This window comes from Exiguobacterium sp. SL-10 (assembly GCF_004337025.1).
Taxonomy (GTDB): domain Bacteria; phylum Bacillota; class Bacilli; order Exiguobacteriales; family Exiguobacteriaceae; genus Exiguobacterium.
The window spans coordinates 167,727-180,289 of sequence record NZ_SJUP01000002.1 but is presented as its reverse complement, the minus strand read 5'-3'; the positions used below and the strand labels follow the sequence as shown (position 1 = coordinate 180,289).

Here is a 12,563-nt window from a genome sequence, read left to right as displayed (position 1 = left end):
GAGCGACTATAGTGGAGGAGAACAAACCGTCTGGTCGGTACAGAAAGAAGGTGTGACATGACAAACCGATCACTACTCACTAAACAAAAACTGTTGGATGCAGCGACGGATATCATTATGGAGCAAGGTGTGCATCATCTGACATTAGATGAAGTCGCGAAGACAGCCGGTGTGTCAAAAGGTGGTCTTTTGTATCACTATCCGTCCAAAGAAGCGCTATTGACCGCAATCGTCGAACGACTTCAAACCGAGCAAAATGAGTTGTACGAATCGCTTCAAACTGAAGGGAATGGCCCTGTCGAAGCATTCGTTCGCCTGTTTGACGAGACGAAACTTCATCCGGAGCGCTCAGCGATTCACATCGACGCCGAGAAAATGATTGCCTTTTTGACGTTGTTCGCTGTCGATCAAGAGTATGCCGAACGGTGGAAGCACGACCTCGACACGTTCTTCGCAGCGTTTCAACAGACGAGCGACCCCGTCGAGACGATGATTATCCGCTACGCACTCGAAGGGATGATGATGTCCGAGCACTTCAACGTCGGCGTTGCCCCTCCCGCCTTAAAACAAGACATTATCGCTCGCTTGATCGAGCGAGCCCGGAACATCGATTCGGGTAAAACAGACTAACCCATCAGAGGAGAAATGAACCCCATGCAGAAAATCACGTCCTTCTCCGTCAACAACAAGTTCGCCGTCTGGTTGATGACGATCATCTTGACGGCCGCCGGAATTTTCGCCGGCTTGACGATGAAACTAGAAACATTGCCTGACATCACGACACCGACCGTCTCGGTGACGACGATTTATCCAGGAGCCTCACCTGAACAAGTGCTCGACGAAGTGAGCACCGTGCTCGAAGAACGTTTGAAGAGCTTGAACGGAGTCGAACAAGTCCGTTCGAGCTCGTTCCAGAACGCCTCAAACATTCAAATTGATTACGACTTCAGCACCGACATGGAAGAAGCTGAACAACTTGTCAAAGATGCGCTCAGCAATGTCGAGTTGCCTGAAGCCGCCCAAGACCCACAAGTATCGCGTCTCAGCTTTGATGCGTTCCCAGTTGTAGGTGCGGCCGTCTCGGATGAGAGCCTTGATTTGGCCGAATTGACGAAATTGGTCGAAGAAGAATTACAACCGGCCCTTGAAGGAATCGAAGGTGCCCAGACCGTCCAAATCGCCGGACAAGAGATTCGTCGCGTCGAGTTGCAGTTCGACGCGGACGCCCTCGCCGAATACAACTTGACGGAAGATACGGTCAAACAGTTGATTCAAGCGAATGATGCTCGCATCGCGCTCGGTTTATATGAACTCGGTGATACGGAGCAAGCCGTCGTCATCGACGGGAAGTCAGAGACGCTCGAAGCGTTCCGTGACCTGCAAATCCCGTATTCTCCAGCTCAAACGGAACAGCCTGTGCCAGGTGCGCCGACGGAACTTCCGACCGGCGAGACACCACAGGTACCGACTGAAGGACCAGGTGCCGTCCCACCTGCTAACATTCCGACAACCGTCCCGACCGTCGCCTTGAGCGAACTCGCGACGATTGAAGACCGTGGTATCGAGGAGTCCATTTCACGGTCGAACGGGGAACGTTCCATCGGGATTCAAGTGACGAAAACACAAGACGCGAACACCGTTGACGTCGTCAACGCCGTCAAAGAGGTGCTCGCTGATTTCGAAGCCGACTATGACACGGCTAAAGTGTCGGTCACGCTCGACCAAGGTCAACCGATTGAAGAATCGGTCGAAACGATGGTATCGAAAGCGTTACTCGGTGGTCTATTCGCGATCTTGATCATTCTCGTGTTCCTTCGTAACTTCCGCTCGACGATTATTGCGGTCATCTCCATCCCGCTCTCGCTTTTGATGGCATTGATCGTCTTGAAGCAGCTCGATATCACGCTCAATATCATGACGCTCGGCGCGATGACTGTCGCCATTGGGCGGGTCGTTGACGATTCCATCGTCGTCATCGAAAACATTTATCGTCGTCTTACCCGTCCGAACGAGACGTTACGCGGTAAAGAATTGATGGTTGCCGCGACGAAGGAAATGTTCGTCCCGATCGCGTCGTCGACAATCGTTACGATTGCCGTCTTCTTGCCACTCGGATTCGTCACGGGCTTCGTCGGGGAACTGTTCTTACCGTTCGCCTTGACCGTCGTCTTCGCCTTGCTCGCGTCATTACTTGTCGCAATCACAGTCGTACCGATGATGGCCGACTCGTTCTTTAAAAACCGCGACAAGTTGAAACCGGAAGAAGGACCAGGAAAACTAGCCGAATGGTATCGCGGCGTCCTCAACTGGTCGCTCAACCATAAACTCGTCGTCTTCGGACTAGCGACAGCGCTCTTAATCGGAAGCTTCGCCCTCGTCCCGGCCATCGGCGTCAACTTCTTGAACCAAGAGTCTGAGAAGACGCTTTACGTCACGTTCGACCCAGAGCCAGGCCAGACGCTCGATGATTCGATCGCGGCAGCAGAAATTGCTGAAACATATTTCATGGAAGAGCAAGCGAACGCGACCGACGTTCAATTCACGGTCGGTGGCGAGAACCCGCTTAACCCAGGTAATAACAAACAAGGAATTTTCATCGTCCAGTACGATCCGGACACAGAAGACTTTGCCGACGTCAAGTTGGCCGACATCGAACAATTGAACGAACTCGCCTCAGGTGGCGAATGGAAAGAACAAGACTTCGCCGGCGGTGCCGGAACGAGCGGTGTGACATACAACGTCTACGCCAACTCACTCGAGGACCTCGAAGCCATCGTTCCGACGTTCATTGAGACGATTGAAGAAGAGACGGATTACGTCCGCCAAGCGACGTCTGACCTTCGTGAATCATACGTCCAGTACACGTTCAACGTCGACCAGCAAGAAGCTGCTGAAGCAGGTGTGTCGGCCGCTCAGCTCGCCCAGACGATCGGGCAGTTCCAAGCACAGCAAAGTCCGCTCTCGACGGTGACGATTGATGACAAGCAACTCGACGTCATCATTCCAACCGAACAAGTCACGTACGACAGCATTGAAGATTTGCAGGAACAAGAAGTGACGACACCGTTCGGACCACGTCCAATCTCAGACTTCATCGAAGTCGAGGAAGGTACGACACCGGATACGCTCGTTCAACGTGACGGGAAGCTCCTCGCTCGCGTCAACGTCGAACTCAGCACCGACAAAGCGACGGAAGCTTCGGCTGCCATTGAAGAACGTGTGTCTGACATCGAGCTACCGACAGGTGTCACCTATGACGTCGGTGGTGTCACTGAACAGATTCAAGAATCGTTCACTCAGCTCGGTCTCGCGATGCTCGCGGCTATCGCCATCGTCTACTTGGTGCTCGTCATCACGTTCGGCGGTGCCGTCACACCGTTCGTCGTCCTATTCTCGCTCCCGTATGCGATTATCGGGGGACTCGTCGCCCTTCTCATCACAGGCGAAACGATCTCCGTATCAGCTTTGATCGGGGCACTCATGTTGATTGGGATCGTCGTCACGAACGCCATCGTCTTGATTGACCGTGTCATTCATAAAGAAGCAGCTGGTCTCTCGACACGTGATGCCTTACTTGAGGCAGCGGGTACGCGACTCCGTCCAATCCTTATGACGGCACTCGCGACGATTGGTGCCCTCGCACCGCTCGCGCTCGGCCTTGAAGGTGGTGCCTTGATCTCGAAAGGTCTCGGTGTAACCGTCATCGGTGGATTGACAAGTTCAACGCTCTTGACGCTCCTCATTGTCCCAATCGTGTATGAGTTCTTCGCACGGTTCCGTAAAAAACAACAAGCATAAACTGAAAGAGAGTTGACCGCCGTGGTCAACTCTCTTTTTGTGTTCAGTGACATTGCATGATGATTTCAGTTTCTTCAAACCGTTTAGCGCGGAGTGCATCGGTCGGAATGAGGAAATAGAGAGTCCCGGCGTCACCGAACATGACGTCGAGTTCTTCTGTCGAGTCCATCTGGAAGAGAAGAAACGGGTCGCTGAAACGGTCACCGTACGCGTCTTCAATTTCTTCGAACACATCGTTTTGTATTTCGTCCGGATGTCCGCCAATCGCGTGCACCTCGCCTTCATCGAACAACTCTTCGAGGATGATGTACTCGTCTTCCGTCATGAGATTGAATAGTGTATCAACGTTCGGGGCGTAGGACTCCTCGAACGCGACGGCTCGCTCATTGAGTGCTTCACCGACGCGGATGCGTTCTAATCTCGTCTCTTCCGTATAAATGACGCACCATAAGTGACGTTCGTCCGCGTCACCCCACGGTTGTTCTTCCATATCGTAAAAGAAAGACAGGAGTCCTTCTTTCGGAAGCGCCTCGACCGACTCATAGCCCGCGAAGTCGCTCAAGCGAAATTGCGCCAAAAACGTCAAATTCTCTCCTGGATGGTCCGACGCACTCGGTAAATCCGGATAGCCACCAAATTTCGAGTGACCGATTGCGACTTCTTCTCGTGTCGTTCGGGGTACAAGCTTCAAGTTGATGCGCTTCGTGAATGCCGCTAAGATGTCGTCCCCCTGTTCAAGCCCGTGTTGTTCAATAAACTGTTTGATTGATTGAAGTTCCATTCGAACACCTCATTCAGATATGATAAAAGTAGTCTACCATACCGAACGTGTGTACCCTTGATCGTTTTTGATATAGCCTTTATCTTGACCGAACGAAGGAAACTTGAGAAAATGCATACGTTTTGAACTTATTCGCGAAAGGATGTCATATATGCAACGTCTCATCAAATGGGTGATTGGCCTTTCGCTCTTGTTTGGCTTGAGCACACTCGGAAATTGGATCGTCGCTACGCTTGATTTAAAAATTCCTGGAAGTGTCATCGGCATGGTGCTTTTGTTGCTCTTATTGATGACCAAACTGATCCGGGTCGAGTGGATTGAAGACAGCGCTGGTTTTTTAACGAAGCATCTCGCCTTCTTCTTCATCCCGATTGCGGTCGGACTCATGTCGTACAGTGATTTATTAAAGGCGGAAGGTGTGCCGCTCTTTGCCGCCTTGATCATCAGTCTATTCGTCGGCCTCATCGTCACCGCACTCATCTCAGGAAGACGAGGTGAAGCGTCATGACGTTATTTTGGGTGCTCGTCACTATCGGTGTCTATATGTTGAGCCGCAAACTGTCCTTCAAATGGGCGTCCCCGTTCACGAACGTTGTCTTCTTGAGTACGGCGACGTTGATTGTGGTGTTACTTTTGTCCGGACAGACGTATGGTACGTACGCACCGGCCCGGGACGCCATCACAACGTTGCTCGGACCAGCCACGGTCGCACTCGGATTACCACTCTATCGCAACTTGCCCATCTTGCTCGCGCGCGCGAAACGGGCACTCGGGGCCATTATGCTCGGGACGCTGTCGACGATTTTCGTCGCTGTCGGGTTAGGGACCGCGCTCCAATTGACAGATCACGTCTTGCTCGCCTTGTCCGTCAAATCGGTGACGTCACCGATCGCACTGGAATTGGCGCGGCAACTACAAGGTGATGCCGCGCTCGCCGCGTCGGTCGCCGTCGCTTGCGGAATCCTCGGGGCCATGCTCGGTCCGACGATTCTCACACTCTTCAACGTGACCGACCCGTTCACGCGCGGATTGGCGCTCGGAACGCTCAGCCACGGCATCGGAACGGCCCAAGCCGCCACAGAACATCCACTGTCTGGGGCGACAGGCGGCGCCGCGATGGGTCTATCTGCCATCTTCACGTCATTTGTGTTGCCGTTTCTCCTCCCCCTTCTTTTCTAACTATTTCACGGTCAAACTACTTCATAATATGTAATAACGCATATTATAATATAGAGAGACGGTGCTTTCTTGTTTGAAAAGGAGGAAGGACAATGGGACGTGTACAAGGTGAAGTCGCATTTGTGACCGGTGGGGCCCGCGGAATGGGTGCCTCCCACGTACGGAAGCTCGTAGCGGAAGGTGCACACGTATTGTTTACCGACATTTTAGTGGATGAAGGCGAAGCGCTCGCCAAAGAACTCGGTGAGGCTGTCGTTTTCTTGAAACACGACGTCACCAAACTAGAAGACTGGGAGAGTGCGGTGAAGACCGCCGAAGCAAAGTTTGGCCCGATCACGATTCTCGTCAACAACGCCGGCATCGCATTGACGCATACACTTGACGAGTTGTCCGAAGCCGATTACCGCAAAGTCATCGACATTAACCAAGTCGGTGTGTTCCTCGGTATGAAATCGGTCATTCCATCGATGCGGAAAGCAGGACATGGATCGATTATCAATATCTCGTCCATTTCAGGCATTCTTGGTCTGGGTGGGGCCGCATACGTCGCCTCGAAATTCGCGGTGCGAGGGATGACGAAAGCGATCGCGCTTGAAGTCGCAGCTGATGGGATTCGCGTCAACTCGATTCACCCGGGCTTAATTGAGACACCGATGATTATGCAACCGGGTGTCGAAGAAATCGTCAGACAGATGGCAGAGACGGTACCGCTTAAACGAATCGGCACACCGGGCGACGTCTCGAACCTCGTCTTGTTCCTCGCATCAGAAGAATCGAGTTACTTTACCGCGGCCGAGTTCGTCATCGATGGCGGCGTCATCGTCCAGTAATCCAGGGAGAGGCCATCGCGCCTCTCTTTTTATTTTCAAACAATTTCGATACTTCACAAAACGGCTCTCATGCTACACTAAATGAGATAGATTCATTAGAGGAGGCAGACCATGCAATCGAAATTAATTGAACGTTTAATCACGTATGCAAAAATTGATACACAGTCCGACTTTACGAGTGAAACGACACCCTCAACGGCGAAACAGTGGGACTTGATTCGTCATCTCGAGGCTGAGTTGAAAGCGATTGGACTCGAAGACGTCGAGACGGATGAATATGGCTACTTGTTCGCCACCCTTCCGAGTAACGTCGACCATGACGTTCCGACAATCGGCCTGCTTGCCCACGTCGATACGGCGACCGACTTCACCGGGACGAACGTCAACCCGCAACTCGTCGAGCATTACGAGGGCGGCGATATCGTCTTGAACGAGGCACTCAATGTCATCTTGTCCCCACGCGACTTCCCTGAACTTGACGGCTACGTCGGGCATACGCTCATCACGACAGACGGGACGACGCTCCTCGGTGCCGATGACAAAGCCGGCATGGCCGAGATCGTCACCGCGATCGAATACTTACTGGCCCATCCGGAGATTCCGCACGGACCGGTCCGAATCGCCTTCACACCGGACGAAGAGATCGGACGAGGACCACATAAATTCGACGTCGCCCGCTTCAACGCCGACTTCGCCTATACGATGGACGGCGGTCCGCTCGGCGAACTGCAATACGAGAGCTTCAATGCCGCCGGGGCGACGGTCACGTTCCACGGGACGAACGTTCACCCGGGCAGTGCTAAAAACAAGATGGTGAACTCGATGAAACTGGCAATGGCGTTCCACAACCGCCTTCCGGCCGATGAGGCACCAGAGCATACGAGCGACTATGAAGGCTTCTTCCATCTGAACGGCTTCTCTGGCGACGTAGAGACGACGACGCTGCAATACATCATCCGTGACCACGACCGAACGAAGTTCGAGGCACGCAAAGCGTTGCTTGAAAAGCTTGTCGTCGAATGGAAACAGAAATACGGCGAAGCGCGCGTCGACTTGAAGATGGACGATCAATACTACAACATGGCCGAGAAAATCGAGCCGGTGAAACACATCGTTGACACCGTCGCCGACGTCATGCGCGAACTCGACATCGATCCGAAAATTGAGCCGATTCGCGGCGGGACGGACGGTTCACAACTGTCGTATATGGGACTCCCGACCCCGAACATCTTCACGGGCGGCGAGAACTATCACGGCAAGTTCGAGTACGTCTCCGTCAACAACATGGAAAAAGCGACCCACGTCATCATCGGGACGCTCCGCACGTTCGCTGAACGCGCGCGAGCATAACACATGCGCCTCCAACCGTTCTCTTTTAGAATAGAGACATTGGAGGCGATTTTTTTATGAAGCATACGTTTCAAATGAACCTCGACTGGACCGGCGGACGCAACGACGTCGGGACGCTCGAGGCCGAACGGTTAAAGACACAAATTTCGATTCCCCCGGAAATGGACGGTCCTGGCATCGGCACGAACCCGGATGAGATGCTGCTCGGTGCCGCGGCGACCTGTTATATCATCACACTTGCGGCTATGCTCGGACGGAGTGACCTGCCGCATCAAGGCATCACGATTGACGCCGAAGGCATCGTCGACGTGACAAACGGAGTCTTCACGTATGAGACGATTCGCTACACGACACGTATCAACGTCCCCAAAACGGCCACAGACCGTGACATCACAATCGTCGAACGGATTGCTAAAAAAGCGAAGGACTCTTGTATGATTTCACGCGCCTTGGCCGGCAATGTCACGTTCGAGCTCGACACGACGGTCACGCGCGTCGTCTGACGATGTATCGCTTTGTATCCCCCTTGCAGGAAGGGGTCATCTTGAAACGCCGCAATCGGTTCCTGATGGACGTGTTGCTCGGCGACACCGTCGTCGCCTGTCACTGTCCGGTCACCGGCCGCATCGGTGACCTCGTCTTTGACGGGGTCCCTTGCCTCGTCTCCACGACGGACGACCCGCGACGGAACACCGCCTTCACGGTGGAGGCCATCTCGATTGACGCGGACCGACAATGGATCGGAATTCATCAAGGGCGCGTCAACGATTTCGTCGAACATTGTTTGCAGACGAACGTGATTTCAGCTTTTCCTTCTCCGAGACATGTGGAACGAGAGACGGTCGTCGGTGCGTCACGGATTGATTTCAAGGTCGATGGCGTCTACATGGAAGTGAAGGCGCCCCTAGCTGAATTGTTTGTGACGCCGCTCCCTCACGTTGAGCGACGTGCGGTGACGAGACCGGTCGAGAGCGAACGGTTGATGCGGCATCTCGAGACGCTCATTGCGACGTTGCCGGAAACCAAACGGGCCGTCCTGCTGTATGTCTTCTTGTATGATGCGCCCGTCTTCACCGGCAATCCGAATCGGAGACATGACTCAAAAATTCGCCAGCTGATTCGCGACGCGATTGCGGACGGGCTTGAAATCTGGCAAGTGAACGCTGCCATATCGGCGGAAGGGATTCGTTTGAACAGCTGTGTCGAGACGACGCCTCATTTTAAATAAAAAAGCCATCGCTGATGGCTTTTTTACTGTAATAACAGCGGTGTCACGTATGCCTCGATGACAGCAGAGATGGCGAGGAGTGGTACCGCGACGACGAAGAACATTTTCACGCCTACCACGAACAACGCCTTGAACGTGACGTCCGTTTCTTTCCCACGCAGTTTCTTCCAGATGTACCGGTTAAGCGACAACCCCATCGCCGCCCCGAGCAAGATGGCAGAAATTTCAGTGACACCGTGCGGCAAAATCCCGAGCACGATGACCTGAATCACGGATTCTCCGGCAAATCCGACGAGCATGGCGACTAGGCCGATGACCGCGGCGTTGATGACGACGAACACGTACGGGATGAAGAGCGGAATCATCCCGAGCAGGAAAGCGAGCAACGTGACGCGCGTATTGTTCACGAATAGGGCGATCATCGTCTCGCGTGCGCTCGAATCAAACGTCAATCCTTGTGATTCAAACGATTCGCCGAGCTGGGCTAAAATTTCGTCCACTTGTTCAGGGGCGATGACAGCTCGGAATAGAAAATACGACCCGATGCCGGTGACGATGAAAAGAATCCACAGACGCAGAAAGTCGTTCCGATAATAGTTCGACCACGCCTCGCGAATGGATAGCGATGTTTTCATTTGAATTCCTCCCTTATCAAGCTATACGAATCTCGTCAACGTTTGTTTCATTTTTACCCACGACTGCGCGTTTTCAAAAAACGTGATACAATACACGTCGTAAACTAATCAGAAAAACGAGGGATCCTATACATGATTACAGTAAATAACGTAAGTCTCCAATTCGGTGGGCGCAAGTTGTTCGAAGACGTGAACATCAAGTTCACACCAGGCAACTGTTACGGCTTGATCGGCGCAAACGGCGCCGGGAAGTCAACATTTTTAAAAATTCTTGCCGGTGAGCAAGACACGACAACAGGTGACGTCAGCTTTTCACCTGGCGAACGCCTCGCTGTCCTCAAACAGGACCATTACGCGTACGAAGACCAAGCGGTACTCGAGACGGTCATCATGGGCCATGAGCGTTTGTATCAAGTCATGAAAGAGAAAGACGCCATCTACATGAAAGAAGATTTCTCTGACGAAGATGGCATGCGCGCTGCTGAACTCGAAGGCGAATTCGCCGAGATGAATGGTTGGGAAGCCGAATCGGAAGCTGCCATGGTCCTTCAAGGACTCGGTATCACCGACGCATCCCACCACAAGCTCATGAGCGAGCTCACAGGTGGCGAGAAAGTCAAAGTCCTCCTTGCTCAAGCATTGTTTGGCAAACCTGATATTCTTCTCCTCGATGAGCCGACGAACGGTCTTGACCTCAAAGCGATCCAGTGGCTCGAAGAGTTCTTGATCAACTTCGAGAACACCGTCATCGTCGTATCCCACGACCGTCACTTCTTGAACAAAGTCTGTACGCACATGGCCGACCTCGACTTCGGCAAGATTCAATTGTACGTCGGGAACTATGACTTCTGGTACGAGTCGAGCCAACTTGCTTCACGCATGGCCAACGACCAGAACAAGAAAAAAGAAGAGAAGATCAAAGAGCTTCAAAACTTCATCGCCCGTTTCAGCTCGAACGCCTCGAAGGCGCGTCAAGCGACGTCGCGTAAGAAGTTGCTCGATAAAATCACGCTCGACGATATCCGTCCGTCGTCACGCCGCTACCCGTTCGTCGGGTTCTCGATGGAACGTGAAATCGGGAACGACGTGCTCTACGTCGACAACATCTCGAAAACAATCGACGGCGTCAAAGTGCTCGACAACGTCACGTTCTCACTGAACAAGACGGACAAAGTCGCATTCGTCGGCCGTTCAGACGTCGCCATCACGACACTCTTCAAAATCATCATGGGCGAGATGGAACCGGACGCAGGTACGGTCAAATGGGGTGTGACGACGACACAGTCGTACTTCCCGAAAGATAACTCGGAATACTTCGAAGGCTCGGATAAGAGCATCTTGGATTGGTTACGCCAGTTCTCTCCAGCCGACGAGTCGGATACGTTCCTTCGCGGCTTCCTCGGTCGTATGCTCTTCTCAGGCGAAGAAGTCATGAAGAAAGCATCTGTCCTCTCAGGGGGAGAGAAAGTGCGTTGCATGCTCTCGAAAATGATGCTCTCGAACTCGAACGTCCTCGTCCTCGACGATCCGACGAACCACTTGGACCTCGAGTCGATCACGGCGCTCAACAATGGGCTCGAGACGTTCAAAGGCGTACTCCTCTTCAGCTCACATGACCATCAGCTCATCTCGACGATTGCCACACGCATCATCGAAGTGACGCCGAACGGGATTGTCGACAAAGAAGCGACGTACGACGAGTTCCTCGAGAACGAATCGCTCCAACAGCAAGTCGAATCACTCTATCAGAACGCATAAGAAAAATCGATCGGCCGCGGCCGATCGATTTTTTTATTTGACCTCGACCGTCTCCATGATGTGTTCATGGATGTCGTGTCCTTTTGTCACGTGGACTTGAACGTTGTATGTGCCCGCTTCAGGGAACGTATGCTCACCTGCATAACTTCCGCCTTCCGTTTCCTCGAGCTTCACCCAGTCGTGCTTGTCCGCCCCGTCTTTAAACACTTCGAGTTGGACGTCCGCACCCGTTAACGCCTCGTGCTCAATCTCGACGTTGACAGTGAACGGTTGTACTTCATTGGCAACAGCTTGCTTTGGATCGAGGACGATATCCGCTCCGGCGTGATGGTGATGATCTTCTTCAGCCTCGGCTTCCGCTGCTGTCTCCGGATGACCGACCGTCACGTTCGTCGTCGGCATCGTGTGCATCGCACGGGCCGTCACATGGACTTGCACCGTGTAGACCGCCTCTTCAGCAAACGTCGTCTCCACCTCATAAACGCCATCTTCTGTGAGCGACGCTTTCATCATCTCGCTCTCTTCCTTGGCGCCATTTTTCCAGACCTCGAACTTAATCTCGTCCGCGTCATCGACCGCTTTTCCCTCTTGAGTGACACGAACGGCCAACGTGACCGCTTCGTCTTTGTCGGCTGTCGCCGGCACGTTTAATTCTGCTTCGACTGGTTCCATCGACTGCACCGTCTCCGTACTGTTAGTCGCTTCATCTGCCCCGCACGCCCCAAGGACGAACAAACCAATTATTCCGGTCGCCATCCCGATTCGTTTCACTGTTTGTCTCATCATGAATCCCCCTATTCAATCGCTTACATTCTTCACACATTGTTCATGATAGCACCCTTTATTAGGAAATGTGTGAGAATTGTGTGATATTTGACGCGTTTATCACTCATAAATTGAACACAAATATTGAGGGTCATTATCCAAAAATTCCTTTACCTATTATGAGACTTTACGACATCTTACATCGAAAGAAGGGTATATAAAATATATACACAGGTAAA

The 12,563-nt window shown here is 52.7% G+C and carries 12 protein-coding genes; 9 read left to right on the top strand and 3 right to left on the bottom strand.

What is annotated here, in order from left to right; translation table 11 throughout:
- Nucleotides 1-57: 57 nt before the first annotated feature.
- The gene (locus EVJ33_RS03810; protein ID WP_131434607.1) at nt 58-630 is read left to right on the top strand and encodes a TetR/AcrR family transcriptional regulator; all 573 of its coding nucleotides are present in this window, start codon (nt 58-60) and stop codon (nt 628-630) included.
- Between the two features lie 24 nt (nt 631-654).
- Entirely contained in the window at nt 655-3,798 is a 3,144-nt protein-coding gene (locus tag EVJ33_RS03805; RefSeq protein WP_131434605.1) for an efflux RND transporter permease subunit, read from the top strand.
- Nucleotides 3,799-3,841: 43 nt separating this feature from the next.
- Here the strand turns inward: EVJ33_RS03805 and EVJ33_RS03800 are convergent, their stop codons facing one another.
- Entirely contained in the window at nt 3,842-4,579 is a 738-nt protein-coding gene (locus EVJ33_RS03800; protein WP_131434603.1) for a YwqG family protein, read from the bottom strand.
- Between the two features lie 151 nt (nt 4,580-4,730).
- Between EVJ33_RS03800 and EVJ33_RS03795 the strand changes: the two genes are divergently transcribed.
- The 6 genes from EVJ33_RS03795 to EVJ33_RS03770 all read left to right on the top strand — a co-directional run bounded on the left by EVJ33_RS03795 (nt 4,731) and on the right by EVJ33_RS03770 (nt 9,166).
- Nucleotides 4,731-5,087, top strand: a complete 357-nt coding sequence (locus EVJ33_RS03795) for a CidA/LrgA family protein (RefSeq protein WP_131434601.1) — start codon at nt 4,731-4,733, stop codon at nt 5,085-5,087.
- Nucleotides 5,084-5,758, top strand: a complete 675-nt coding sequence (locus EVJ33_RS03790; protein WP_131434599.1) for an LrgB family protein — start codon at nt 5,084-5,086, stop codon at nt 5,756-5,758. The genes EVJ33_RS03795 and EVJ33_RS03790 overlap by 4 nt, the downstream gene beginning before the upstream one ends.
- A gap of 92 nt (nt 5,759-5,850) precedes the next feature.
- The gene (locus EVJ33_RS03785; RefSeq protein WP_131434596.1) at nt 5,851-6,588 is read left to right on the top strand and encodes a glucose 1-dehydrogenase; all 738 of its coding nucleotides are present in this window, start codon (nt 5,851-5,853) and stop codon (nt 6,586-6,588) included.
- Nucleotides 6,589-6,699: 111 nt separating this feature from the next.
- Nucleotides 6,700-7,938 carry a peptidase T gene (gene pepT / locus EVJ33_RS03780; protein WP_131434594.1) on the top strand — a complete coding sequence of 413 codons (1,239 nt, stop codon included), beginning with the start codon at nt 6,700-6,702 and terminating at the stop codon, nt 7,936-7,938.
- A gap of 56 nt (nt 7,939-7,994) precedes the next feature.
- Nucleotides 7,995-8,441, top strand: coding sequence for an OsmC family protein (locus EVJ33_RS03775; protein WP_131434592.1), 447 nt, complete (start codon nt 7,995-7,997; stop codon nt 8,439-8,441).
- Between the two features lie 41 nt (nt 8,442-8,482).
- Complete coding sequence (locus EVJ33_RS03770; RefSeq protein WP_161566891.1) at nt 8,483-9,166, top strand: DNA/RNA nuclease SfsA; 684 nt, start codon at nt 8,483-8,485, stop codon at nt 9,164-9,166.
- 23 nt (nt 9,167-9,189) lie between these two features.
- On the opposite strand, the gene EVJ33_RS03765 is transcribed toward EVJ33_RS03770, so the two are convergent.
- The gene (locus tag EVJ33_RS03765; RefSeq protein WP_131434588.1) at nt 9,190-9,801 is read right to left on the bottom strand and encodes a stage II sporulation protein M; all 612 of its coding nucleotides are present in this window, start codon (nt 9,799-9,801) and stop codon (nt 9,190-9,192) included.
- A gap of 132 nt (nt 9,802-9,933) precedes the next feature.
- Between EVJ33_RS03765 and EVJ33_RS03760 the strand changes: the two genes are divergently transcribed.
- Nucleotides 9,934-11,559, top strand: coding sequence for an ABC-F family ATP-binding cassette domain-containing protein (locus EVJ33_RS03760; protein ID WP_131434586.1), 1,626 nt, complete (start codon nt 9,934-9,936; stop codon nt 11,557-11,559).
- Between the two features lie 33 nt (nt 11,560-11,592).
- Here the strand turns inward: EVJ33_RS03760 and EVJ33_RS03755 are convergent, their stop codons facing one another.
- Nucleotides 11,593-12,342: a FixH family protein gene (locus EVJ33_RS03755; protein ID WP_131434584.1), complete on the bottom strand. Its 750-nt coding sequence runs from the start codon at nt 12,340-12,342 to the stop codon at nt 11,593-11,595.
- Nucleotides 12,343-12,563: the final 221 nt, after the last annotated feature.

Coding starts and splice junctions, on each gene's coding strand:
- EVJ33_RS03810 (WP_131434607.1), top strand. CDS start 58: ATGACAAACCGATCACTACTCACTAAACAAAAACTGTTGGATGCAGCG.
- EVJ33_RS03805 (WP_131434605.1), top strand. CDS start 655: ATGCAGAAAATCACGTCCTTCTCCGTCAACAACAAGTTCGCCGTCTGG.
- EVJ33_RS03800 (WP_131434603.1), bottom strand. CDS start 4,579: ATGGAACTTCAATCAATCAAACAGTTTATTGAACAACACGGGCTTGAA.
- EVJ33_RS03795 (WP_131434601.1), top strand. CDS start 4,731: ATGCAACGTCTCATCAAATGGGTGATTGGCCTTTCGCTCTTGTTTGGC.
- EVJ33_RS03790 (WP_131434599.1), top strand. CDS start 5,084: ATGACGTTATTTTGGGTGCTCGTCACTATCGGTGTCTATATGTTGAGC.
- EVJ33_RS03785 (WP_131434596.1), top strand. CDS start 5,851: ATGGGACGTGTACAAGGTGAAGTCGCATTTGTGACCGGTGGGGCCCGC.
- pepT (WP_131434594.1), top strand. CDS start 6,700: ATGCAATCGAAATTAATTGAACGTTTAATCACGTATGCAAAAATTGAT.
- EVJ33_RS03775 (WP_131434592.1), top strand. CDS start 7,995: ATGAAGCATACGTTTCAAATGAACCTCGACTGGACCGGCGGACGCAAC.
- EVJ33_RS03765 (WP_131434588.1), bottom strand. CDS start 9,801: ATGAAAACATCGCTATCCATTCGCGAGGCGTGGTCGAACTATTATCGG.
- EVJ33_RS03760 (WP_131434586.1), top strand. CDS start 9,934: ATGATTACAGTAAATAACGTAAGTCTCCAATTCGGTGGGCGCAAGTTG.
- EVJ33_RS03755 (WP_131434584.1), bottom strand. CDS start 12,342: ATGAGACAAACAGTGAAACGAATCGGGATGGCGACCGGAATAATTGGT.